This is a genomic window from Glycomyces amatae (assembly GCF_020991375.1).
Lineage (GTDB): Bacteria > Actinomycetota > Actinomycetes > Mycobacteriales > Micromonosporaceae > Glycomyces > Glycomyces amatae.
The window spans coordinates 396,340-420,585 of the sequence record NZ_JAJLQZ010000002.1; the positions used below are offsets into that span (position 1 = coordinate 396,340).

Consider the following 24,246-nt stretch of genomic DNA (forward strand, 5'->3'; position numbering starts at 1 on the left):
GGTGTCGTCCCCACCATCATTCACGGCCGCCGCGGCGGCGCGGGGCCGCCCCGAGAGCGCCCGCCGGTCAGGCGCTGTCGCGGACGACGAGCTCGGTCGGGAGGACGACGGGGGCGACCGGCTCCTCGTCGAGGAGGGCGATGAGGAGGCGCACGGTCTCCTCGGCGACCTTCGCGAGGGGCTGGCGGACCGTGGTCAGGGCCGGGCGGGTCGCCGAGGCGATCGCCGAGTCGTCGAAGCCGCCGACGGCCACGTCCTGGGGCACGCGGCGCCCCGCCTCGTGCAGAGCCTGGAGCGCCCCGGCGGCCATGAGGTCGGAGGCGACGAACACGGCGTCGAGGTCGGGGACGGCCGCGAGGAGCCGCCGCATCGCGGCCTCGCCGCCCGCCTGCGTGTAGTCGCCGTGGACGATCAGCTGCTTCCCGGCCTTGCGGCCCAGGACGCTGGTGAAGCCCTCCAGGCGCAGGGAGCCGCCGGGGGTGTCCATGGGGCCGGTGATCATGCCGATCCGGCGGCGGCCCTGCCCGACGAGGTACTCGGTCATGACGCGGGCGCCGCCGTGCTCGTCGGCGGCGGCGTACGGGATGACCGACTCGCGCCCGAGCACCGCGCCGCAGGCGACGGCCGGGATGCCCGCGCGCTCGATCTCCTCCAGCAGCGGGTCGCCCGCGTGGGTCGAGGCGAGCAGCGCCCCGTCGGCGTGGCCGCCGCGCAGGTAGCGGGCCACGCGCTCGCGGCCGCCGTCGTCACCGGCGATCATGAGGACCAGGGACATGTCCCGGTCGGCGAGCTGGTTGGTGGCCACGCGCATGAGCACCGAGAAGTTCGGGTCCTCGAACAGGCGCTCCTGCGGTTCGGACAGCACCATGACGATCGAGCCGGTCCGGCTGGTCACGAGGCTGCGGGCGGCCCGGTTCACGACGTAACCGGTCTCCGCGACCGCCCGGCGGACCGCCGTCTCGGCCGACAGCGAGACGTTCGACTTGCCGTTGAGGACCCGCGAGACCGTGCCGCGCGAGACCCCCGCGGCCTCGGCGACGTCGTGGATCGTCGGTCGTTTGCGTGCCAAGATGCTCAGCTCTCCCTTGTGTCTCATTCATTATCGCCCCCGCCGCCCGGCGGGACCGGCCCGCGGGCGGGAGGGGCGCGGGGAGGCCGCCCAAGGGGACGGCGGCCTCGCCGCCTCAGGTGCCGCCGAGCGCCCGCAGCGACGGCAGCGCGTTGCCGTCGAAGTCGAAGAGGCCCTGGTTGGCCCAGGAGTTCCCGGCCTCGTCCACGACGTCGTCGCCGTACTCCATGCCGGCGCGCGACGCCCAGGTGGTGCCGGGCACGGGGAGCCACGCGGGCTCCCAGTAGACGACGCCGAGGCCGCGGCCGCCGGGGACGGCCGCCACGGTGGCGTACAGGTCGCGCAGGAACGCGGCCTGGCCCTCCGGGGAGGCCTCGTAGCCGCCGGTCTCGGCCATCGCGGGCTTGAAGACCTGGTGGTGGCCCTCGGGCTGCGCGCCGGTCCACGCGTAGGCGGTCTCGACGACCGCGAGGTCCTTCCCGTAGCGCTCGGCGAGGTCGTTCATGTTGCGGCCCAGGTCGGCGAGGGTCCCGTGCCAGTACGGGTAGTAGGACAGGCCGATCTGGTCGAAGTCGACGCCGCGGGCGGTGACCGCGTCGAACCAGCCGCGGTAGAGCTCGTTCGCGCCGCCGAAGTCGAGGTGGAGCATGACCGCGGCGTCGGTGCCGTTTTCACCACTGGACTCGCGGACGGCGGCGGCGCCGGCCTTGAGGAGTCCGGCGAGGCGGTCGTAGGCGGCCGCGTCCTCGGCGTCGCCGAGGCTCTCGAAGCGCCGTTCGGCGTCGTCGAACCGCGGGGTGCGGCCTTCGGGCCAGAGCATCCCGTTGGTGATCTCGTTGCCGATCTGGACCGTGTCGGGGCGGGCGTCGGCCGCGGCGAGGGCGGCGAGGACCTCGGCGGTCCAGTCGTGGACGCGCGCTTCGAGGCCGGCGCCCTGCAGGCCGCGCCAGGACTTGGGGGTCGTCTGCTTCTTCGGGTCGGTCCAGAAGTCGGAGTAGTGGAGGTCGAGGAGGAGGTGCTGGCCCGCCTTTCTGGCGCGGCGGGCCAGCGCGACGGTGGTCTGGAGGTCGTTGGTGCCGCCCATGTAGGGGTCGCCGCGCTCGTCGCGCGGGTCGACCCACAGGCGCAGGCGGATCCAGTTGACGCCGTGGGCGGCGAGGAGGCCGAACAGGTCGCGCTCGGCGCCGCCGGAGCGGAAGACCGCGCCGCGCTCCTCGATCTCGGCGGTCATGGAGACGTCGGCGCCTCGGACGGGCAGCATCATCGGCCGTTATCCCTTCTCGGCGCCGGCGCTCGCGCCGGTCACCAGGTAGCGCTGGAGGACGATGTAGAGGATCGTGATGGGGACGGCGAGGATGACCGCGCCGGCGGCGAAGGTCGTGAACGCGTTCTGGTAGACGTCCTCGATCATGGCGAACAGGCCGAGTGCGACGGTCTGCTTCTCGGGGCTCTGGAGCAGCAGGGCCGGGAGGATGAAGTCCATCCACGGCATCGTGAACTGCGTGATGGCCACGAAGGTGAGCATGGGCCGCATGAGCGGCAGGACGATCCTGACGAAGATGGTCCAGCGGCTCGCGCCGTCGATCGCGGCGGCCTCGTCGAGGCTGGAGGGCAGGTTGTCGGTGTAGCCCTTCATGAGCCAGGTGTTGTAGGGCAGGGCGGCGGCGATGCTCACCAGGGCGAGGCCGGTGAGCGAGTCGAGCAGCCCGAAGTTGAGGAACAGCATGTAGACGGCGATGGCGGTGAGGAAGGTCGGGAACATCTGGAGGATGAGGATGCCCAGGAGCCCGGCCTTGCGGCCGCGGAAGCGGACGCGGGAGAACACGTAGCCGCACAGGGCCGACAGGACGACCGAGCCGACCATGTTCAGGGTGGCGACGTACAGCGAGTTGAGGTACCAGCGGCCGTAGTCGGTCTCGGTGAAGAGGCTGACGTAGTGCTCGACCGTGGCGTCGGCGGGGATGGGGCTGGCGTTGGCCAGGCCGGTGCCGGGGCTGAAGGAGGCGCCGACGATCCACAGCAGCGGGAAGACGACGATGGCGGCGACGACCAGGAGTTCCAGGTGGAGGAACGCGCTGGCGACGCGGTCGGCCCGGGGCGCGGTGCGGCGCCGGCGGCGCGCGGCGCGGGCCCGCTGGGCGGGGTCGGACGCGGTGAGGGTGGGTGCCTGTTCGGTGGTCATTGGTTCACAGCTCCCGAATCGCCTTGGAGCGGTTGAGGTTCCATACCGAGATGGTGCCGACGATGACGAAGATGAGCATGCTCATGACCGCGCCGATGTTGTAGAGGCGATTGTCCAGCGTGAGGTGGAACAGCCACGTGATGAGCAGGTCGGTGCTGCCGGCGAACCGGTAGTCGGCGTTGTCGGGACCGCCCTGGGTGAGGAAGTAGATGACGCCGAAGTTGTTGAAGTTGGAGACGAACGCGAGGATGAGCAGCGGCGCGACGGTCTTGTGGACGACCGGCAGGGTGATGTGGCGCAGCTGCTGGAGCGGTCCGGCCCCGTCCATGCGGGCGGCCTCGTAGTAGCTGTCGGGGATGTTGGTGAGGACGCCGCCGACCAGGGCCATGAAGAACGGGAAGCCGAGCCACAGGTTGACCAGGAGCGCGACGGCGCGGGCCAGGTTCGGGTGCGAGGGGTCGGTGAACCAGTAGACGCGCTCGTCGGTGAGGCCGACGTCGACCAGCCACTGGCTGATCGGCCCGAACTGGCCGTTGAACATCGAGCGGAACACCAGGGCCGAGACGATGCCGGGGACGGCCCACGGCAGCAGGAAGACCGAGCGCCACACGCGCGGGAACCTGACCTTCTTGTTGGCCAGGAGGACCGCCTGGAGGAACCCGGCGGCGTAGGTGGTCGCGGTGGCGACGATGGCCCACACGAAGGTCCAGCCGAGGACGCCGATGAACGTGGCGGTCCAGGAGGGGACGGCGAAGATGGTCGCGAAGTTCTCGAAGCCGACCCAGTTGACGAGGTTCTTGGGCGGGAGGTTGTCGCGGTTGTAGTCGGTGAAGGCGACGAGGATGCCGAACAGCACCGGCAGGACCGACATGAAGACGATGAGGACCATGCCCGGCGAGAGCACGATGTAGGCGAAGGCGCCGTCCCAGATCCGCTTGAAGTAGGCGCGGGAGGTCTCGGGGGCGGCCCCGGCGTTGAGGGCGCGGCGGTGGTTGGCGGCGTCGCGGACGCCCCAGATCCAGATGATCGCCAGCAGGCCGAGGGTCAGCAGCGCGATGAGGCCGTTGGCCATGAGGACGATCGAGTTGTCGCCCTCGGTGAGGCCGGTGACGGTCATCTGGCGCGGCTGGGTGCCGAGGGTGAACAGGCCCCACAGTCCCCGGATGAAGAACCCGCCGTTGGCGCGCGGCGTGTAGTCCATCCCGGCGTAGTAGTTGCCGGTCCCCATCTCCCAGCCGATGAGGGCGGCGAAGAAGGCGAAGAAGAAGGCGGCCTTGCCCGCCTGGCGGTTGAGCAGCTGGCCGGACCCCCACACCAGTGCCGAGGCGAGGCCCGGCACCGGCGCGGGGAGTCCCGGCCGGACGGCTTGTCGAGCGGTGCTCATCAGCGGTGGCGCCCTAGAGTCCGGCGAGCTCGTCGTAGCCGGCGACGGCGGCGGTGGCGGCGTCGGCGGAGGAGGTGAGGTCGTCCCAGACGGCGACGGTCATCTCGTTGGCGGTGGACCAGAAGTACTCGGGCAGCTGCGGGAACAGGTCGGCCTGGGTGGACTGGGCGACGATCCCGGCGACGTGCGGGTCCTCGGAGAGGCCGGTGATGTTCGCGAGCAGGTCGGCGTTGAGGGCCGGGATCTGGCCGGTGGTGGCGTAGACGGCGGCGGCCCCGGCGTCGGAGGCGAGGAAGTTCGCGAAGACGCGGGCGGCGGCCGGGTACTTCGTGTAGGCGGACACGGCGATGACGTGCATGCCCGCGAAGGAGGAGGCCGGGTCGCCGGAGGGCGCCGCGGGGATGGTGGTGACGCCGTACTCGAAGCCGTTCTCGGCGGCGCCGGCGTCGAACGCGGAGAACGCCCACGGGCCGGTGATGATGAGCGGCGTGTTGCCGGCGGCGAACTCGGCCTCGACGGTCTCGGCGGTGGCGTCGGCGGAGGGGACGTCCCAGACCTCGCGCAGGCCCTTGTAGTAGTCGAGGGCCTCCACGAGCGCGGGGTCGTCGAAGCCGGGCTCGGCGACGTCGCCGCCGGGGTAGGCCTGCCAGCCCATGGAGGAGAGCACGGAGTAGGAGTAGTAGATCTCGCCGGGGACCCAGCGGATCGTCCAGGTGTTGGCGGCCGGGTCGTTGTAGTCCGCGGCGATCGCCTTGACGTCCTCCCAGGCGGCGGGCGGCTGGTCGGAGCCGGTGAGCTCGGACAGGAGCGTCTTGTTGTACATGAGGGCGATGGACTCGGTGGTGACGGGCACGGCGTACATCTGGCTGTCCTCGCCGGAGACGGCGCTGGTGAAGGTCTCGGCCAGGCGCTCCTTGAGGACCGACTCGTACTCGCCGAGGGGCGCGGCGGTGCCCTCCTCGATCGCGCGGGCGATCTGGTCGTAGAAGCTCATGAACACGTCGCCGCCGTTGCCGGCCTCGCCCGCGAGGGACATCTCGCCGACGGCGTCGTTCTGGGCGACGAGCTCGTACTCGAACCGGATGTCGGGGTAGACGTCCTTGAAGGCCTCCTTGAACGCGGTGATCTGCGCGTTGGCGAGGTCCTCGTTCTCGAACCAGAGCTTGAGGGGGACCTCGCCGGAGGCGATCTCCTCCTCGATGACGTACTGCCGGGCGTCCGCGTCCCATTCGAGGCCGCCGCCCTCGGCCGCCTCCTCCTCGGGGCCGCCGCAGGCGGCGAGGGCCCCCGCGGCGGCGGCGCCCCCGCCGAGGGCGAGGAGGTTCCGCCGGTTCATGGAGGGGCCCGCGTTAGCACCTTTGCTGCGCATGTCAAGTCCTTGTCTCGGTGAGTGAGGAGTCGGGTCGGTGAACGACACCACCAGACTGTGAACGTTTACATGAATCTAGCGACCTGCATCGCAGTTGGCAACCGGGTTTTGTGCTTATTGTCCGCTTGGGCGGCAATATTTTTTCGTGAAACGATCACGATTTCGAAACGGAACCGGACAGGACCGCAGCTTGCGGGAGCGCTGCTATTGGAGTACTGTGCACGTTCACAGGCATTGGTGCAAGGAACCTCACAGGAGACGCGGTGCAGACCATTCGCTACGGAGGCGACTACAACCCCGAACAGTGGCCCGAGGAGGTCTGGCACGAGGACGTCCGCCTCATGCGCGAGGCGGGGGTGAACCTCGTCAGCCTCGGGATCTTCAACTGGGGGGTCGTCGAGCCCGCGCCCGGCGAGTACGACTGGGACGGCCTCGACCGGATCATCGCGCTCCTGCACGCGAACGGCATCGGCGTCGACCTGGGCACCCCCACCTCGGCCCCGCCCTCGTGGCTGCGCCGGGCCCACCCCGAGATCCGCCTCGTGGACGCCGACGGCCGCGCGCTCGCCTCCGGTTCGCGCCACGGCGTGTGCCCCTCCCACCCCGTCTACGCCGAGGCGTGCGCGTCCATCGTGGAGCAGCTGGCCGCCCGCTACGGGTCGCACCCGGCCGTGCGGATGTGGCACCTGCACAACGAGTACGGCTGGGCGAACGTCCAGTGCTACTGCGAGGCCTCCGCCGCGGCCTTCCGGGGGTGGCTGGCCGAGAAGTACGGCGACGCGGACCGGCTCAACGAGGCCTGGGGCACCGCCTTCTGGGGCCTGGTGTACCGGTCCTTCGACGAGGTCGAGGCCCCCGCCGCGGCGCCGCCGGGCGTCAACCCCGCGCTCCAGCTGGACTGGCGGCGCTTCTCGGTCGACGCCCACATCGCGAACTACCGGATGCAGCGCGCCATCATCGCCCGGTACTCCGAGGCCCCGGCGACCACGAACTTCATGGTCCCCAACTGCAAGGACATGGACTACTTCCGCTGGGCCCCCGAAGTGGACGTCGTGTCGAACAACCACTACCTCATCGCCGAGCGCGCCGAGCCCGAGATCGAGCTGGCCATGAGCGCCGACCTCACCCGCGCGGTCGCGGGCGGCGGCCCGTGGATGGTCATGGAGCACTCGACGTCGGCGGTGAACTGGCAGCCGCGCAACATCGCCAAGACCCCCGGCCAGATGCGCCGCAACTCCCTCGCCCACGTCGCGCGCGGCGCCGACGGGCTCATGTTCTTCCAGTGGCGGGCCTCGCGCGCCGGCGCCGAGAAGTTCCACTCCGCGATGCTCCCCCACGGCGGCACCGACACGCGGGTCTGGCGCGACGTCGTGGCCCTCGGGAGCGACCTGGAGCGCCTCTCCCCCGCCGTCGGCGCCGCGGTGGCGGCCGAGGTGGCGGTCCTGTGGGACTGGGAGTCGTGGTGGGCCCTCGAACTCGAGTGGCGGCCCTCGGTCGAGCTCGGGTTCCGCGAGCGGATCGAGGCCTACTACGGGTCGCTGTGGCGCCAGCACGTCACCGTCGACTTCGCGCACCCCGAGGCCGACCTGGGCCGCTACAAGGCGGTCGTCGCCCCCTCCTCCTACCTCCTGACGGCCGAGGCCGCGAAGAACCTGCGCGGCTACGTCGAAGGCGGCGGGCACCTGCTGGTCTCCTACTTCTCCGGGATCGTCGACGAGCACGACACCGTCCACCCCGGAGGGCACGCCGCGGTGCTGCGGGACGTCCTCGGCCTGTGGGTCGAGGAGTTCCACCCCCTGCGCGAAGGCGCCCGGCTCGCCCTCACCTCGGGGGCGACCGGCCGGATCTGGTCCGAGCACGTGCGGCTCGACGGCGCCGAAGCCGTCGCGGCCTTCGCCGACGGGCCCGACGCCGGGCGCCCGGCCGTCACCCGGCACCGGGTCGGCGCGGGCACCGCCTGGTACGTCGCGACCGCGCTCGACGATGCCGTCGACGACCGTGCCGCGGGCCTGCGGGAGCTGCTCGCCGCGGTCCTCGACGGCGCCGGGGTCGAGCGCCCCGCCGGCGTCCCCGACCGCGTCGAGCACGTGCGCCGCGGCCCCCTGAGTTTCCTGATCAACCACAGCGATCAGGACGCCACCGTCCCCGGCCTCCGGGGCACCGACGTCCTCACCGGCGACGCCCACGAACACGGCGTCCCGGTACCCGCCGGAGAGGTCGTCATCCTCACCGACTGAAAGCGAGTAGTCCCGATGAAGCGACGAACCGCCCTCACCGCGGCCGGTGCCCTCGGCGCCGCGGCCGCCCTCACCGCCGGGGGCTCCCCGGCCCAGGCGCAGACCGCGTTCGCGCGCGGCGCCGACATCTCCAGCCTCGCCAAGTCCGAGGACTACGGCGGGGTGTACATGTGGACTGACGGATGGCGCGAGGACGCGATCTGGATCCTCCAGAAGAGCGGGGTCGACTGGGTCCGGCTCAAGGTCTGGGTCGACCCGGCCGACGGCTACAACACCAAGACCCAGGTCGTCGAGCTCGCCTCGCGCGCCAAGGCCGCCGGGATGAACGTCCTGGTCGACTTCCACTACTCCGACTTCTGGACCGACCCCGGCCAGCAGGCCAAGCCCGCCGCCTGGCGGTCCCTGGGCTTCGAGGCGCTCAAGGAGGCCGTGTACGACCACACCGCCGACGTGCTCGGCGCGCTGCGCTCGGCCGGGGCCGCGCCCGCCATGGTGCAGGTCGGCAACGAGCTCAACGGCGGGATGCTGTGGCCCGACGGCCGCTACGACCGGCTCGACCAGCTGGCGCAGCTGCTCGTCGCGGGCGCCGACGCGGTGCACGACACCGCGCCGGGCGCGAAGGTCATGCTCCACCTCGCCGAGGGCGGGAACAACTCGCTGTTCCGGTGGTTCTTCGACGCCATGCGCGGGCGCGGCGTGCCCTTCGACGCGATCGGCGCCTCCTACTACCCGTACTGGCACGGCCCGCTCTCGGGCCTCCAGTCGAACCTGAACGACATGGCGTCCCGGTACGGCAAACCGGTCTACGTGGTGGAGACGGCCTACCCGTTCAGCACCGAGGACCGGGACGGGCACCCGAACATCGTCAGCGCCGCGACGCCGGTGTCGGGCTACCCGGCGAGCCGTACCGGGCAGTCGAACATGCTCACCGCGATCGCGAACGTCGTCAAGAACGTCCCGAACGGCATGGGCCGCGGCGTGTTCTGGTGGGAGGCCACCTGGATCGCCGTGGACGGCAACGGCTGGGACCCGACCGACCCGGGCAGCGGCAACGCCTGGGAGAACCAGGCGCTGTTCGACTTCTCGTGGAAGGTCACGCCCGCGCTGAAGACGCTCGGGACCCTCTGAGACCGCACCCCCTCCTCCCGGGGAGGAGGCCGGCCCCCGCTTCGGCGGGGACCGGCCTCCCGAAACCCTCCCGGCGGCGCGCCGCGCCGCCGCATCCCTCAACACAGGAAGCGCATCCCCCATGAAGCGAAGAAACGCACTCCTCGCGGCCGGCGCCTTCGGCGTGGCCGCCGCGGCGGCCACGCCCGCACTGGCCGCCGTCGACCGCCCCGGGCACGGCCACGGGTCGCGCGGCGGCTTCGTCCGCGGCGCCGACATCTCCGGCCTGATCAAGAACGAGGACTACGGCGCGGTCTACCGCCGCGCGAACGGCAGGAAGGCGGACGCGGTCAGGATCCTCGCCGACAGCGGCGTGAACTGCGTCCGCGCCAAGGTGTGGGTCGACCCGGCCGACGGCTACAACACCAAGGACCAGGTCGTGGAGCTCGGCAGGCGCGCCAAGCGGGCCGGAATGGACCTGCTGGTCGACTTCCACTACGCCGACTCCTGGGCCGACCCGGGCAAGCAGCCGAAACCGGCCGCGTGGGCCGAGCTGCCCTTCGCGGACCTCAAGTCCGCCGTGTACGACCACACCGCCGACGTCCTCGGCGCGCTCGCGAAGGCGAGGGTGAGGCCGAAGCTGGTGCAGGTCGGCAACGAGACCAACGGCGGGCTGCTGTGGCCCGACGGCCGCTGGGACCAGTTGGAGCAGATGGCCGAACTGCTCGCGGCCGGATGCGACGCCGTCCACGACGCGGCCCCGTCCGCGAAGGCGATGCTGCACCTGGCCGAGGGCGGCGACAACGGCGCGTTCCGGTGGTTCTTCGACAACGCGGTGGCGAACGGCGTGCCGTTCGACGCGATCGGCGCCTCATACTACCCGTACTGGCACGGCGAGCTGTCCGCGCTCGCCGCGAACCTGAACGACCTGGCGACCCGGTACGGGAAGCCCTTGTACGTGGTCGAGACGGCCTACCCGTTCACCACTGAGGACTCGGACGGGTGGCCCAACATCATGACCGACCCCGAACCGGTCGCCGGGTACCCCTCGAGCCCGGAGAACCAGTCGCACTGGCTCGAGGAGGTCGCGAAGGTGCTCCGGGCGGTGCCGGACGGCCTGGGCAAGGGCCTGTTCTGGTGGGAGGCCACGTGGACCGGCGTCGAAGGCGCGGGCTGGGACCCGGCCGACCCCGCGAGCGGGAACGCCTGGGAGAACCAGGCCCTGTTCGACTTCGACGGCAAGGCCCTGCCGGGGTTGCGCACGCTGGGCACCCTGTAACCGGGAACCACCCCTCCCCTGGGCGGCCGCGCCGCCCGGACCGACCGAGCCGACGGGGTCAAGCACGCGGCGAGGCGGGCCGGGCGGCGCGGCCATCATCCGCGCCCTTCAGTAAGGGTTCACGAACCCCCTAGCGCCTCCGAGCGGAGCCGTCACCCGAAAGGCGACACCGGAACTGTCGGATAACCGACTTGCGCGCTCCAGAACCCCGAAACGGTCGCACCCGTCTGCGAACATGTGCAGATGCCCGAACCAACCCCCGCGGGCGGCACCCCCGCCTCGACGGCATCCGCGGACTTCGCTCCGGGCCGCCGACCGCACCTCGTGCTCGTCGTTGGCGCCGCGCCCAGCGCCAAAGGGCTCGAGAACCTGCGCCGCAGCACCGACTGGTCCGCCGTCGTCCAGTTCGATTCGACCGAGCCCGCCCGCGTCGCGGCGATCGCCCTCGCCGACGCCCCCGAGTTCGCCCGCCGCACCCCGTTCCGCTACCTGTCCATGATGCTCAACGCGCGCCGGGGGAACCTCACCGCCGCGACCGAGACCGAACGCAAATGGGAGGCGCTGGCCGACGCGGGGCCGCGCGCCGGAAGGTTCCTCGGCTGGCTCAACCGGTCCTCCGGCTCCGACTGGGGGTCGGTGAACCTCCCGTTCCTCCAGCTGCCGCTCCAGGCCCTCCTCGCCGTTCCGCTGCGGTGGGCCCTGTACGGGGCCGCCCGGCGCCGCATGGTCAAGGCCACCTCCCAGGACGGCAGATGGGACGTCGAGACGGTCCTGGAGGCCACCGCCCAGCTACCCGCCGAGGGCGAGCCCGGCGACAGCGCCGCCGAAGGCGCCCGAGCCGAACTCGCCGCGGTGTACCGCCGGGCCTTCGTCACCGACTGCTCCCACAGCCGGGTGGAACTGGTCCTGACCGGGCTCGGCGAGGGCGACCGGGCCTCGCTGCTCGCCGCGGAGCTCGCCGGCCTCGCCGAGGACGGGGTCACCGCGTACGAGCACCGCCGTGCCGACCAGCCCGCCGGCGCCGGCGCGGTCAACCAGACGCTGAAGACCTTGCGCACCAGGGTGTCCCGGTACGCCCAGTGGCACTATTTCGCCGTCAGGCCGCCCCAGGTGCGCGCGGGGGCCCTCTGGGCCGTGACCGGACTGGCCGTGCTCACCGTCGCGGCCGTGCTCGCCGCCCTGGCGTTCCAGCTGATCCCGGGCCCGGGAGCGGCTGACTGCGCCTCGCCCTTCGCGCGGGACGCGGCGACCGAGCGGTGCCTGCCGGTCAGCGACGGCGCGAACTGCCAGGACCCCGTCCTGATGCCCGCGTGCGACGCGATCGCCCGCCAGAACGAGGCGGTCGGCACGGACGAGCCCGCGTTCACGCTCGCGCTCGCCCTGCCCATGACCTTCGAAGGCGACGACGCGAACGTCCCGCAGGACATCCTCAACCAGATGCAGGGCGCGGCCGCCGCGCAGGCGCTCATCAACCAGGGCCAGAGCCCGAAGATGCGCCTCCTGCTGGCGGACCTGGGGTCCAACAACTCGGCGTGGGAGCCCGCCGCCGACGCCGTCCTCGAACGGCGCCGCGACCACAACATCATCGGGGTCACCGGGCTCTCCAGCAGTTTCGAGACCACCAAGCGCTTCATCGACCGCATGTCGCAGGAGGGCCTGGTCGTCATGGGCTCGACGATCACCGGCGACAGCATGCTCACGGACGGGTCCGAGGAGAACTCGTCGTTCCGGGTCGGACCCACGAACACGCAGGAGGCGACGGCGCTGGCGGCGCTCGTCCGGGAGCGCTCGGACCTGTGCACGGTCTTCAACGTCAGCGACAGCGACCGCGGCTACGACTACGCGATCACGCTGAACGAGGCGTTCAAGCGCGAGCAGGAGGCCGCGGGGTGCGCCGAGGACCCGCCCCGGCCGTTCGCCTACGACGGCTCGGTGATCACCGAGCTGAACCCGTCGTCGTTCACCCAGACCGTCGAGGACGTGTGCGCCGAGATCGAGAGCGACTCGTACCTGTTCTTCGCGGGGCTCTCGCGGTTCGCGCTGCCCTCGCTCATCCGCAGCCTCAGCCTGCGCGACGCCGCGTGCCTGCAGCACGAGGTCACGATCATCACCGGCGACAACGCGGCGTCGATCCCGCACAACCGGGCCGTCGTCAACGACCTGCGCGGCGCCAACGTCCAGCTGTACTACATCGGCCTGGCGCACCCCGACCAGTGGGCGAGCGCCGACGAGGGGTTCGAGGACTCGGCGGCGCTCATGGCCGGCGCGGTCGAGCAGCTCATGCACCAGTTCGGCGCGGACACGAACCTGGAGAACGGGCAGGCGCTCATGTCGTTCGAGGCCCTGTACGTGACGGCGCTCAACGCGCAGGTGCAGGGGCCGACGGTGACGGCGGCGTCGCTGGCGGAGGCGCTGCGCGAGTACAGCGGGCGCACGGCGACCGGGCCGCTCCGGTTCGACGAGTTCGGCAACCCGGTCGGGAAGGCGATGACCGTGCTGACGGCGACGACGAACCTCGACGACCCGGTCGAGGTGGTGGACCTGGTGACCGCCGCCTAGCCGGTGGCGAGCTTCGCGGCGAAGCCGATCATGACCGCGCCGACGAGGCCGTTCCCGACTGCGGCCAGGCGGCGGCGCCTGCGGAACGTCTGGGCCAGGCCGTCGCCGGCGAGGATGAGCGTCGACAGGTACACCATCGAGCAGGCCTGGAGGATCACGAACAGGACCCCGTAGCTGAGCACCGGCCAGGCGTAGGTGGGGTCCACGAACTGGACGAAGAACGAGACGAAGAACAGGATCGCCTTCGGGTTGAGCAGGCTCGCGATGAGCGCCCGGGTGAAGGGCCGCTCGTTCGGCGGCGCCGCGGGGGCGGCGGCCTCCGGCGGGGCCTCGCCGCGGCGGGCGGCCCGCCAGGTCCGCCAGCCGCCGCGCAGGAGCCCGAACGCGAGGTAGGCGAGGTAGGCGACGCCCGCCCAGCGGACCAGGTTGTAGATCAGCGGCGAGGTCGCGAACACGGAGGCGAGCCCGGCCGCCGTGGCGATCATGAGCACCGAGTCGCCGCAGAACACCGCGGCGGCGGCCTTGAAGCCGTCGCGGCGGCCGCGGCGCGAGGCGACCGAGAGGACGTAGAGGGAGTTGGGGCCGGGCAGCAGGATGATGAGGACCGTGGCGACCACGTAGGTCCACAGGTCGACGGTGCCGAACACGGGCGCGTTCCTCTCGAGGGCGGGGGCCGCGGGCCGAGCGGGGGGTGCGCTCGTGCGGGGGGCCTGGCGGCCGGTGCCAGTCTACGGCCGCGCGGACCGGCGCGGCAAACCCTTGCGGCGCCGGTCCGGGGGCACCGGGGGCGGCGGCGGGCCTCTATGCTGGGCGGCAGACGGGGCCGGTGGCGCGCGCGGGTATGCGCCGCCGGCCCTCCCGCGTCAGGAGTTGTCGAGGCGCGGGATGACGATCTCCTTGCCGATGAGGCGGATCGCCGCGTAGAGCGGGACCGACAGGACGATGCCCACGACGCCGAACAGGGTGCCGCCGACCAGGACCGCCACGATCGCGGCGAGGTTCGAGACCTTCACCGCGCTGCGCATCACCGTCGGGTAGATGACCCAGTTCTCCAGCTGCTGGTAGGCGATGAAGAAGATCGCCGAGGCCACGGCCGTCATGGGCGACTGCGTGAGGGCGACCAGGGTGACCACGATCGCGCCGATGGTCGCGCCGATCTGCGGGATGAGGTCGAGGAGGGCGACCAGGAGCGCCAGGAGCGCGGCGTAGGGGATGCCGACGATGGCCATGAAGATCCACGAGGCGATGCCCGCGAACGCGCCGATGGCGAGCGCGCCGATGAGGTAGGCGCCGATCTGGCGGAGGATGCCCTCGAGGATGCGGTCGCCCTGCTCGCGCTGGGAGGCGGCGAAGAGGCGGACGGCGCCCTTGCGCAGCTGCTTGTAGGCGGCGAGGATGAAGATCGTCAGCAGGATCGTGGTGATGAACCAGACGAGGCCGCCGAAGAAGGAGGCGACGCCGCCCGCGACGCCGCCGAGCGCCTTGGTGACGTTGCCGGGGGTCAGCACGCCTTCGGCGCGTTCGAGCAGGCCGCTCTCGCCGCCGAACTGCTGGACGTACTTGCTGCTCATGATCGTGTCGTAGTAGCCGGGGGCCTTGTCGATGAACTCGGCGGACTCCCGGACGATCGCGGGGATGATCGCGCCGATGCCGCCGCAGAAGACCAGGACCACGCCGACGAAGAGGATGGTCATGGCGAGCCAGCGGGGCATGCCGCGCTTGGTCATGCCGCCGACGATGCGTTCGAGCCCGACCGCGAGGAAGGCCGCGACGACCAGGGCGGTCAGGACGGTGCCGAGCTCCTGGAACGCCCACACGATGCCGGTGACGACGGCCAGGCCGAGGCCGAAGAGCACGCCGGCCATGAGCGGCGGGGTTTCGGAGAGACTTCTGCGCAGGTGCATTCCGGGTTTGTCAGCCATGGGAGATGTCTAGCAGACCGCTCCGGGGTCCTGAGTCCCGCACGGTCCGTACGGGGGTGACGCGCGGCAGGCCGGTCGCCGCGTCGGCCTCCACGGTGACCGGCTGGCGGTAGACCCGGCCGAGCCGCTCGGCGGCGAGGACCTCGGCGGGCGGGCCGCAGGCCTCGATCCGGCCCTCGGCGAGCAGCGCGCACCGGTCCGAGTAGGCGGCGGCGAGGTCGAGGTCGTGGAGCACGATCACCACGGCGCGGCCTTCGGCGGCGAGTCCGCGGCACAGGCGCCCGACCATCTCCTGGTGGCGCAGGTCGAGCGCGGCGGTGGGCTCGTCGAAGAGCACGAGGCCGGCGTCCTGGGCGACGACGCGGGCGAGCATCACGCGGGCCTGCTCGCCGCCGGAGAGGGAGGTGAAGGGGCGGTCGGCGAAGCCGTCGGACTCGGTGAGCGCGAGGGCGCCCGCGATGCGGTCCTCGTCCTCGCCGGAGCGGCCGGTCCCGGCCCAGGGGGCGCGGCCCATCCCGACCACGTCGCGGACGGTGAAGGGGAAGGAGACGCGGTGCGCCTGCGGCAGCACGGCGCGGCGGCGGGCCGCCTCGAGCGCGGACCACTCCCCGACCGGGCGGTCCCACAGCAGGGCCTCGCCCGCGGCGGTCGGGAGGTCGCCGGAGAGCGCGGCGAGGAGCGTGGACTTGCCCGCGCCGTTGGGTCCGACGAGGCTCAGGACCTCGCCGGCGCGCACCTCGAGGTCGACGCCGCGCAGGACCTCCTTGCCGCCGAGCGCGACTGCGGCGTCCGCCAGGGAGGCGGGCCGGGCGGGGACGGGTCCGGGCCCGGCGGCGCGGCGGCGCCTCGCGGCGGTGCTCTTCGAGCGGTCGAGCGGCATCAGGCCCAGCCTCCTTGGCGGCGTCGGGTGCGGCGCAGGAGCCAGAAGAAGAACGGGCTGCCCACGAGCGCGGTGAGGATGCCGAGGGGGATCTCGGCGGGAGCGGCGGCGGTGCGGGCGGCCAGGTCGGCCCAGACGATGACGGCCGCGCCGCCCATCGTGGACAGCGGCAGGAGCGCCCGGTGGCCCGGCCCGGCGGCCATGCGCAGCAGGTGCGGCACGACCAGGCCGATGAAGCCGATCACGCCGGAGACCGCGACCGCGGCGCCGGTGAGGAGCGCGACGATCACGATGAGGTGCAGGCGCAGCCGTTCGACGTCGACGCCGAGGTGGCGGGCGGGCCGCTCCCCCAGGGCGAGGAGGTCGAGGCGGCGGGCGTAGCGCGGCGCGGCCAGGAGGCCGAGGGCCGCCAGGGGCGCGACGGCGAAGATCTTCGGCCAGGTCGCCTGGGAGAGGCTGCCCAGCTGCCAGAAGGTGATCGTGGTGATCTCGGCGTTGTCGGCGTAGAAGATGAACAGGCCGATGAGGGCCCCGGCGAGGCCGTTGACGGCCACGCCGGTGAGCACCAGGGTGACCACCTCGGTCTTCCCTCCGGAGCGGGAGAGGAGGTAGACGACCGAGACGGTGGCGAGTCCGGCGATGAAGGCGCACAGCGCGATCGTCCAGTTCCCGGCGAAGGTGAGGCCGAAGGCGATGGCGGCGACGGCGCCGACGGCGGCGCCGGAGCTGACGCCGATGATGCCCGGTTCGGCGAGCGGGTTGCCGAACGTGCCCTGCATGAGGGTGCCGGCGCAGGCCAGGCAGGCGCCGACGAGGAGGCCGAGGACGACGCGGGGAAAGCGGATGTTCCACAGGACGCTCTCGCCGGTGCCCTCGACGGGGGCGCCGCCGAGGCCGAGCCGGTGGGCGATCGAGTCGATGATGTCGCCCGGGGGGATCGCGAAGGCGCCGTTGGAGGCCGAGACGAGGACGCCGAGCGCGAGGAGTCCGGTGAGGACGAGGGCGAGGAGGGTCGTGACGGCCCGGCGGGGGCGGGGCCGGGCTGCGGCGGGCCGCGTGTCGGGGCCGCGGGAGGTTGTCGCCGTCGTGCTCGGCGCCTTCGGCGCCGGAGGGGCGGTCGCGGGCGGCGGTTCTGCGGGGGTCATTCGGCGTCCGCGTGGAGTTGCGCGGCGAGGTCGGCGACGACGTCGCCGGTGCGGGGGCCGTAGTTGAGCATGATGCCGTCGGGGAGGTGGGCGATGCGTCCGTGTTCGCCGGCGGGGGTCTGGGCGACGCCGGGGATCTCGAGGAGGCCGTCGACGCCGCCGACGGAGTCGAGTCCCTTGTCCATCACGAGGATCACGTCGGGGGCGGCGGCGGCGAGGGCTTCGGGGGTGAGTTCGACGAAGTCGCCGTCGAGGGCCTCGGCGCCGGCGTCGATGCCGCCCGCGGCCTCGATGAGGGAGGCGGCGCCGGAGTCGCGGGCGCCGATCATGTAGACGGAGGCCGAGCCGCGGAGGTAGAGGAAGGCGACGCGGGGCGGGTCGGCGAGGTCGAGGCCCTCGGTGGCGGCTGCGATGTCGGCCTCGGTGCGTTCGACGAGCCGGGCGCCGAGGTCGGGGACGCCGAGGGTGGCGGCGACGGCCGTGATGCGTTCGGCGGCGGAGGGGATGCCGTCGGCGGGTGCGAAGACGACGATGGGGACGCCGGCGGCGGCGATCTGGTCGAGCGCGGTCTGGGGTCCGGAGCCGGTCTCGGCGAGGATGAGGTCGGGTTGGAGGGAGAGGACGCCTTCGGCGGAGATGTCGTGGCCGTGGCTGACGACGGGGAGGTCGGCGGCCTGTTCGAAGGTGGCGGTGATGTCGCGTGCGACGACGCGGTCGCCGAGTCCGAGGGTGAAGACGATCTCGGAGAGGGAGCCGGAGAGGGGGACGACGGCGTCGGCCGTCTCGATGGTGACGGCGGCGCCGGTGGCGTCGGTGACCGTGGCGGGCAGGACCGGGTCGGCGCGCTCGGCGATGGGCTCGACGCGGTCGACGGCGGGTTCAACGGTGTCGGCTGCGTCGGTCTCGGTTGCGGCGCAGGCGGTGAGGACGAGGAGGACGGCCGTCGCGAGGGCGGCGGGGAGCCTGCGGGGGCGGGGTCTGCGCACGGGTGTGCTCCTGTTCGTTCTGCGGCGGCGGCCGATCGAGCATAGGTTAGCCTCAGCTAATAACAGTTAGCACCCCCTTTGCAAAGCGGACCTTAGTTAGGTTAGCCTTACCTTCACTGCAACCGCATACGGAGGTCCCCCCGCCATGTCCCAAGCCACCGCCCGGGTGTCCGGAGCGCTCGTCGCCGCGGCCGCCCTGGCCGCGTCGCTCCTGCTGTGGGCCGCCCCCGCGGGCGCCGAGGAGCTCTCGGGCGGCCGCCTCGGCTGGGGGGTCAAGGAGTCGTTCCGCTCCTATATCACCGGTCCGATCGCCCAGGGCGAGGTGCAGACCGGCGACGGCGCCTCCACCGCCGACGGGTCCTACCGGTTCCACTCGGCGACCGGGTCCTACGAGGACGGCACCGCGGTGATCGACTACCAGGGCTGGGTCTACTTCTGGGGCCACGGCGGCGAACTGGACGTGACCTTCGCGAACCCGTCCGTGGAGTACTCGGGCGACTCGGGAACGCTGTACGTCTACGTCAACGGGACCCGCACCGACATGGCCTCGCTGAGCGGCGCGTCGCTGAGCGCCTCAGGCAGGACGGTCTCGGTGAGCGGCGCCTCGGCGACCCTGACGAGCAGCGGCGCCGAGGCGTTCGCGGGCTACTACGAGGCGGGCCAGGCGCTCGACCCGGTGTCGTTCAGCGCCGACGTGGTCGCCGCCGAGCCCGAGGAGACCCGCGAGGCGTCCGAGCCGGAGCCGACCGGGGCGGGCGGGGACGGCGCGGTGTCCGGGGCGATCCTCGACTGGGGCGTGCGCGCCTCGTGGCGCGAGTACGTCTCGGGCGGCATCGCGGACGGCGGCTGGACCGCGGCGGAGGGCGCGGCCGACGGCGGCGCGGTCTTCCGCTTCACCGAGGGCGCGGGCACCGCGGCGGCCGGGGACTACACGCTGGCCTACGAGGGCACCGTCCGGTTCACCGGCACCGATGTGGACCTGGCGCTGACCGATCCCGCCGTGGCGGCGGAAGACGGCGCCGGGGTCCTGTCGGCCGAGGTCGGCGGGACGCGGGTCGACCTGGTGACCTTCGAGGCCGAGCTGGTCGAGGCGGGCGGCGTGCTGCTGGCCGAAGCGGTGCCGACGGCGCTGACCGAGGCCGCCGCGCCGGTCTTCGGCGGGTTCTACCAGGCGGGCGACCCCATGGACCCGTTGACGATCGCGGTCCCGCTCACCGCCGGAGCCGAGCTGCCGGCCCTGCCGGACCTCGGTTCGGAGCCGCAAGAGCCGTCCTCGAGCGCCGCGGCCGAGGAGGTCGACGCCGTCGAGGCCGCCGAATCGGACGCGAACCCCCTGGCGTGGGTCGTGCCGGCCGCGCTCGCGCTGGTCCTCGGCGTCGCCGCCGCGGTCGTCGCCCTCACTCGGCGCGCTGAGCGCCGCAAGCAGACCGGCGGGGCGGGAGCGCCCGCCGCCGGACCGGTTCCGGAGCCCGGCTCCGCAGAGGACACCCCCGAAGAGAACGGGGAGGGCGCCCACGGCGCCGGACCCGCCGGGCCCCCGGACGGGGGCCCGGAAGCCGACAAGGAGCAACAGCACCCATGAAGTCCCCCACTCGCAGACGCCTCGCGGCGCTCGCCGCGGTCGCCCTGGGCGCCGGCGCGGTCACGGGCCTCGCCGCCCTGCCCGCGCAGGCGCAGGAGTCCACGCAGTACCCCATCGTCGACGGCTCGATCACCTGGGGCGTCAAGGAGTCCTTCCGGAACTACATCACCGGCCCGATCGCGGGCGGCGAGATCACCCTCGGCGGCGGCGCCGTCGAGGACGGCGACGGCGCGTACGTGTTCGGCGGCGCCGCCGGCGTCACCGACCTCGGCGCCCAGACCTACGCCGCGGCGACGACCGGCAGCGTCCACTTCTACGGCCACCACGGCCAGCTCGACCTCCTTCTGGAGAACCTCGAGTTCACCGCCGACCACGCGACGTTCAGCGGCGAGATCATCGCGGACGTGACCTCGCTCGGCACGCTCACCGAGGACGTGGTGGTGGCCGAGTTCGACTACAGCGGCGTCCCCTCGCCGTGGACGAACACCGACGGGTTCGCGCGGCTCGACGACGTCCCCGCGACGCTCACCGCCGCCGGCGCCGAGGCGTTCGCCGGGTTCTACCAGGCCGGGTCGGCGCTCGACCCGGTGTCGATCGCGATCAAGACGGACATGGGCTCGCCCGGCGGCGAGGCGCCCTCGACCGAGGAGCCGTCCTCCGAGGACCCGTCGAGCGAGGAGCCGGGCGGCGAGGACCCCTCCGGGGAGCCCGCCACGGTCTACGAGGTCACCGGCGGCGGCGCCGACTGGGGCGTCAAGGAGTCCTACCGCGACTACGTGACCGGCCCGATCGCGCACGGCGAGATCACCGTGATCGAACCGGCCTCGCCGAACGGCGACGGGACGTTCCACTTCCCCGACGCCTCGGGCGGCTTCACCGCCGAGACCTGCGCCCTCGACGCGTCCTTCGCGGGCGGCGTCAACTTCTACGGGCACGACGGCCAGATGGACCTCGACGTCGCCGACCTGAGCGTCGAGAGCGCCGACGGCGCCCTGGCCCTCTACGCGGGCGGGACGCACATCGCGGACGTGGCCGTCGCCGAGCTGGCGGTCAGCGGCGGCGAGATCAACGTGGACGGCGCGGCCGCGACCGTGGCGGCCGGGGGCGCGGACTTCTTCGCGGGCTTCTACCCCGAGGGCACCGCGCTCGACCCGGTGAGCTTCACGGTGGAGCTGGCCGACGCGCCCGACACCGTGTGCGAGCCGACCGGGAACCCCGGCGGCGGTGGCGGCGACGGCGGTGACGAGACCTCGGCGAACGCCTCCGGGGCGGGGTCGCCGAAGCTGCCGGTCACCGGTTCGCCGCTGACGCTCGTCGTGGCCGCCGCGGTGCTGCTGGCGGGCGGCGCCGGGGCCATGGTCCTCGCCCGCCGCCGCGCGGTGCGCGCTTAGACCGCACTCCCCACCGGGAGGGTCCGCCTTCGCCTGCGATCGAGGCGGCCCCTCCCCTTCGCGTCCCTGGTGTCAGAAGTCGAACTGGCGGGTGTTCTGGAAGGAGGTCTGGAGCCACTCTCCGCGCTCGCGGGTGAGCACGTTCGTGTTCGTGGAGAAGCCGTCGGGGCGGCACCCGGTCTCGCCCTCGTCGATCAGGCAGCCCTCGCGGACGATGACGACGACGTCGCGTTCGACGTAACGCACCCGCTCCGAGAGCAGGTGCAGCCGCGACCCCTCGATGAAGTTGTCGAAGTAGTACTGCATGCCCTCGGCGATGCCCTCGCGGGTGCGCAGGTGGTCCCCGCTGAAGGTGACCACGTCCGCGTCCTCGTGGAACGTGGCGGCGAAGGCCGCGCCGTCCTCGTCGATCCACGCCTGCTCCTGCTGTGCGCGCAGGGCGTCGAAGGCGGCCTGGTCGTCCTCGCGGGTCCCGCCCCCGTCGGCGGCGGCCGTCCCCGCGGCGAGCGCGACCGCCGCGGCGGCGGTCACTCCGATGATCCTGGCGGACTTCAGGTTTCGCATGATCTGCTCCTCTGGTCGAGTGGGGGTCGACGCTAGGGGGACGCGGGGCCGCGCCGCGTCCCCCCGGGGGAGGCGTCGGGGTGAAACCTGTGCGGTACCGCCGGGCCCGGGCCTCACCCCGGGGTACGACCCGGACGCCCCCGGGCGGGGTCGCCGAGGAAGGCGCCGCGGACTGGTGCGGTGCCGGTCCCGGGCGCTACTCGACGACCTTGAGGGTCTCCTCGATCGAGGCGGTGCCGGTCTCGATCCGGGTGACGCGGGCGTTGAGCGCCTGGAGCTGCTCGAGCACCTTCGCCTGCTGCTCTTCGGAGCGTTCGACGAGTTTGAGGTAGCGGTCGTCCTGCCCGTGCTGGAGCCTGGTGCGCTTGAGGAAGGCGCTGCGCCAGATCAGCGACAGCACGACAGTGATGATCAGCGCGAACATGCCGATTCCGCCGACGATCTCCATGGTGGGTCCTCTCGTTCAGGGGCGAGCGTCGCGGGGCGCGCTCGAGGGTCGCGGGTCTCAAAGGGTGAGCGTCGCCGAGGCGCGCTCGAGTGTTTCGGGGGTGAGGCGCACCGCGAACGGGACGACCTCGTAGTAGTTCATGGCCTTGCCGTCCTCGGACACCTCCAGTGCCGAGGAGACGAGGCCGGCGGCTTCGAGTTTCTTGAGGTGGACTTGGAGCAGCGCCCGGCTGATGCCGAGGTCGCGCGCCAGCTGGCTCACGTAGTTCCGGCCGCCCGCGAGGGCGGCCATGACGCGCATGCGGTGCGGGCTGGCGAGCGCCGCCAGGAGCGCCACCAGCTCGTCCCCGGTCGGGGAGCCTTCATCCATACCGGCCTCCAATACGTGCAAGGAAATATTAGCAGGTGCCTCTATTGTCTTGCGGGTTGGTCTCCTTCACGGAGACGCGACGGGGCCGGTGGCGATGCCATCGGCCCCGTCGCGTGCGGGCGTCACCGGACCTTGGCGAGTCCGTGGGAGAGGAGCAGTCCGGTCTGGTACCGGCGGCCCCAGGCGATGAAGACGAACAGGACCAGCAGGATCAGCGGCGTGTAGACGGGGTAGTCGAGGATGGTGGCGTTGAAGATCGCGGCGCCGACCATGAGCAGGCTCAGGCCGATCGCGGCCAGGCCCGACAGGCGCGGGACGAGCAGGCCGATGCCGCCGGCGATCTCGAGGGCGCCCACGACGTACATGAACCAGTCGCCCCAGCCGATGAGGTCGAAGCCCTCGGCGGCGGACTCGTGGCCGATGACCTTCGGGAAGCCCGAGGCGGCGATCATGAAGCCGGCCAGGAGGATCTGGAGCACCCACAGGGTGATGTGCAGACCCCGTCCGGGGCGGGCGGTGGTGGTGTTCTCGGTGGCGGTGCCGTTGGCGCTCATGATGGTTCGTGCCTTTCAGAAGTATCGGGCTCTTGTGGATGTAGACGAGGCCCGCGCCGCGGATTCATCGCGGCGGGCGGGAAGAGGCGGAGGAGATGTCGGTGCCCGCGGCTACCGTGGAGCCATGATCGATCGCCTCCAGGTCGCGCGCTACCGCGTGCGCGCGCAGCAGCTCGACCGCGGCGAAGGGGGCCTCGCCGACACGGCCGCCCTCGACCTCGGCGTCCAGGAGACCGGCCCGGACGGTGCGCTGTGGGCGCTGGCGGTCCGCGGCGTCGACACCGCGGCGATCAAGGAGCGGGACCTGGTGTGGCTGTGGACGCTGCGGGGCGCGCCGCACGCGTACCGGCGCGCCGACGCGGCCGCGGTCGCGGCGGCGGTGGCGCCGTGGTCGGACGCCGACGCGGCCAAGCGGATCTTCGACGCCGCCAGGCCGCTCAAGGCCGCCGGGATACCGATCCTCGAGGCCCTCGACACGGTGGCGGCCGCGATGCGGGCGACCGTGACCGCGCCGATGGTCAAAGGCGAGGTGTCGGGGCGGCTCAACGAGCTCCTGCCCGAGCCCTACCAGCGGTTCTGCCGGTCGTGCGACGCCGTGCACCTCTACGAGCAGCCGTTCCGGCTCGCCGCCGCGCGGGCCGGACTGGAACTGCGGCCGCACACCTCGCCGCCGGTCCTCGAGCCCGTGCCGGGCTTCGCGGCCGCCGAGGCGTTCCCGGACCGCCTGGACCCGGTTCGCGCCTACCTGCGTTTGTGCGGGCCCGCGACGGTGAAGGCGGTCGCCGAGTACGTCGACTCGCCCGTCAAGGAGGTCAAGGCCCGCTGGCCCGAGGACGCCGTCGAGGTCGACGTCGCCGGCGAGCGGCGCTGGATCCTCGCCGCGGACGAGGCGGCGCTGCGCGGCGCCGACGCGACCGCGACCCGGCTCCTCGGCCCCTACGACCTGTTCCTCCAGGCCCGCGACCGCGGCACCCTGGTGGACGACCCGGCGCGCGTCAAACAGGTCTGGCCGGTCCTCGGCCGCCCCGGCGGCCTGCTCGTCGACGGCGCGCTCGCGGGGCTGTGGCGGCCCCGCAAGTCCGGGAAGCGGTTCACCGTCGCCGTCGAGCCGTGGCGCGCCCTGAAGCGGGGCGAACGGGCAGCAGTGGAGGCCGAGGCCGAGCGGCTGGCCGCCTTCCGGGGCGTCCCGCTCGCCGGGATCGACGTCGCCGGGTGACCG

21 protein-coding genes are annotated in these 24,246 nt (G+C 72.6%); 7 read left to right on the forward strand and 14 right to left on the reverse strand.

Annotated features, from left to right (window positions below):
- Positions 1-67: 67 nt before the first annotated feature.
- From LO763_RS04720 to LO763_RS04740, 5 genes are all read right to left on the reverse strand, one after another.
- Complete coding sequence (locus LO763_RS04720; protein WP_439650263.1) at positions 68-1,096, reverse strand: LacI family DNA-binding transcriptional regulator; 1,029 nt, start codon at positions 1,094-1,096, stop codon at positions 68-70.
- 88 nt (positions 1,097-1,184) lie between these two features.
- Positions 1,185-2,333: a glycoside hydrolase family 53 protein gene (locus tag LO763_RS04725; RefSeq protein WP_230600794.1), complete on the reverse strand. Its 1,149-nt coding sequence runs from the start codon at positions 2,331-2,333 to the stop codon at positions 1,185-1,187.
- A 6-nt stretch (positions 2,334-2,339) separates the two neighbouring features.
- Entirely contained in the window at positions 2,340-3,251 is a 912-nt protein-coding gene (locus LO763_RS04730; RefSeq protein ID WP_230600795.1) for a sugar ABC transporter permease, read from the reverse strand.
- Between the two features lie 4 nt (positions 3,252-3,255).
- Positions 3,256-4,635, reverse strand: coding sequence for a carbohydrate ABC transporter permease (locus tag LO763_RS04735; protein ID WP_230600796.1), 1,380 nt, complete (start codon positions 4,633-4,635; stop codon positions 3,256-3,258).
- Positions 4,636-4,648: 13 nt separating this feature from the next.
- The gene (locus tag LO763_RS04740; RefSeq protein WP_230600797.1) at positions 4,649-6,004 is read right to left on the reverse strand and encodes an extracellular solute-binding protein; all 1,356 of its coding nucleotides are present in this window, start codon (positions 6,002-6,004) and stop codon (positions 4,649-4,651) included.
- A gap of 263 nt (positions 6,005-6,267) precedes the next feature.
- On the opposite strand from LO763_RS04740, the gene LO763_RS04745 reads away from it, so the two are divergent.
- The 4 genes from LO763_RS04745 to LO763_RS04760 all read left to right on the forward strand — a co-directional run bounded on the left by LO763_RS04745 (position 6,268) and on the right by LO763_RS04760 (position 13,186).
- Positions 6,268-8,241, forward strand: coding sequence for a beta-galactosidase (locus tag LO763_RS04745; RefSeq protein ID WP_230600798.1), 1,974 nt, complete (start codon positions 6,268-6,270; stop codon positions 8,239-8,241).
- Positions 8,242-8,256: 15 nt separating this feature from the next.
- Complete coding sequence (locus LO763_RS04750) at positions 8,257-9,369, forward strand: glycoside hydrolase family 53 protein (protein WP_230600799.1); 1,113 nt, start codon at positions 8,257-8,259, stop codon at positions 9,367-9,369.
- Between the two features lie 121 nt (positions 9,370-9,490).
- Positions 9,491-10,627, forward strand: a complete 1,137-nt coding sequence (locus tag LO763_RS04755) for a glycoside hydrolase family 53 protein (RefSeq protein WP_230600800.1) — start codon at positions 9,491-9,493, stop codon at positions 10,625-10,627.
- A gap of 243 nt (positions 10,628-10,870) precedes the next feature.
- Positions 10,871-13,186, forward strand: a complete 2,316-nt coding sequence (locus tag LO763_RS04760) for an ABC transporter substrate-binding protein (protein WP_230600801.1) — start codon at positions 10,871-10,873, stop codon at positions 13,184-13,186.
- Here the strand turns inward: LO763_RS04760 and leuE are convergent.
- The 5 genes from leuE to LO763_RS04785 all read right to left on the reverse strand — a co-directional run bounded on the left by leuE (position 13,183) and on the right by LO763_RS04785 (position 18,119).
- Positions 13,183-13,833: a leucine efflux protein LeuE gene (gene leuE / locus LO763_RS04765; RefSeq protein ID WP_230600802.1), complete on the reverse strand. Its 651-nt coding sequence runs from the start codon at positions 13,831-13,833 to the stop codon at positions 13,183-13,185. The two genes, LO763_RS04760 and leuE, sit on opposite strands and share 4 nt — an antisense overlap.
- Positions 13,834-14,049: 216 nt before the next feature.
- Positions 14,050-15,108, reverse strand: coding sequence for an AI-2E family transporter (locus LO763_RS04770; RefSeq protein WP_230600803.1), 1,059 nt, complete (start codon positions 15,106-15,108; stop codon positions 14,050-14,052).
- Entirely contained in the window at positions 15,101-15,988 is an 888-nt protein-coding gene (locus LO763_RS04775) for a heme ABC transporter ATP-binding protein (protein ID WP_230600804.1), read from the reverse strand. The genes LO763_RS04770 and LO763_RS04775 overlap by 8 nt, the downstream gene beginning before the upstream one ends.
- Positions 15,988-17,133 carry a FecCD family ABC transporter permease gene (locus LO763_RS04780; RefSeq protein ID WP_230600805.1) on the reverse strand — a complete coding sequence of 382 codons (1,146 nt, stop codon included), beginning with the start codon at positions 17,131-17,133 and terminating at the stop codon, positions 15,988-15,990. Before LO763_RS04780 ends, LO763_RS04775 begins: the two co-directional genes overlap by 1 nt.
- Positions 17,130-18,119 (reverse strand): heme/hemin ABC transporter substrate-binding protein, encoded by a 990-nt coding sequence (locus LO763_RS04785; RefSeq protein WP_230600806.1) that lies wholly within the window; start codon positions 18,117-18,119, stop codon positions 17,130-17,132. The genes LO763_RS04780 and LO763_RS04785 overlap by 4 nt, the downstream gene beginning before the upstream one ends.
- Before the next feature lie 145 nt (positions 18,120-18,264).
- On the opposite strand from LO763_RS04785, the gene LO763_RS04790 reads away from it, so the two are divergent.
- The gene (locus tag LO763_RS04790; protein WP_230600807.1) at positions 18,265-19,701 is read left to right on the forward strand and encodes an HtaA domain-containing protein; all 1,437 of its coding nucleotides are present in this window, start codon (positions 18,265-18,267) and stop codon (positions 19,699-19,701) included.
- Positions 19,698-21,092, forward strand: a complete 1,395-nt coding sequence (locus LO763_RS04795) for an HtaA domain-containing protein (protein WP_230600808.1) — start codon at positions 19,698-19,700, stop codon at positions 21,090-21,092. Before LO763_RS04790 ends, LO763_RS04795 begins: the two co-directional genes overlap by 4 nt.
- A gap of 72 nt (positions 21,093-21,164) precedes the next feature.
- Here LO763_RS04795 and LO763_RS04800 read toward each other — a convergent pair whose 3' ends face one another.
- From LO763_RS04800 to LO763_RS04815, 4 genes are all read right to left on the reverse strand, one after another.
- Complete coding sequence (locus LO763_RS04800; RefSeq protein WP_230600809.1) at positions 21,165-21,656, reverse strand: SgcJ/EcaC family oxidoreductase; 492 nt, start codon at positions 21,654-21,656, stop codon at positions 21,165-21,167.
- A gap of 196 nt (positions 21,657-21,852) precedes the next feature.
- Positions 21,853-22,104 carry a hypothetical protein gene (locus LO763_RS04805; RefSeq protein WP_230600810.1) on the reverse strand — a complete coding sequence of 84 codons (252 nt, stop codon included), beginning with the start codon at positions 22,102-22,104 and terminating at the stop codon, positions 21,853-21,855.
- Positions 22,105-22,161: 57 nt separating this feature from the next.
- Positions 22,162-22,473 (reverse strand): ArsR/SmtB family transcription factor, encoded by a 312-nt coding sequence (locus LO763_RS04810; RefSeq protein ID WP_230600811.1) that lies wholly within the window; start codon positions 22,471-22,473, stop codon positions 22,162-22,164.
- 122 nt (positions 22,474-22,595) lie between these two features.
- Positions 22,596-23,027: a DoxX family protein gene (locus LO763_RS04815; RefSeq protein WP_230600812.1), complete on the reverse strand. Its 432-nt coding sequence runs from the start codon at positions 23,025-23,027 to the stop codon at positions 22,596-22,598.
- A 124-nt stretch (positions 23,028-23,151) separates the two neighbouring features.
- On the opposite strand from LO763_RS04815, the gene LO763_RS04820 reads away from it, so the two are divergent.
- The gene (locus LO763_RS04820; protein WP_230600813.1) at positions 23,152-24,243 is read left to right on the forward strand and encodes a DNA glycosylase AlkZ-like family protein; all 1,092 of its coding nucleotides are present in this window, start codon (positions 23,152-23,154) and stop codon (positions 24,241-24,243) included.
- The last annotated feature ends 3 nt before the right edge of the window (positions 24,244-24,246 follow it).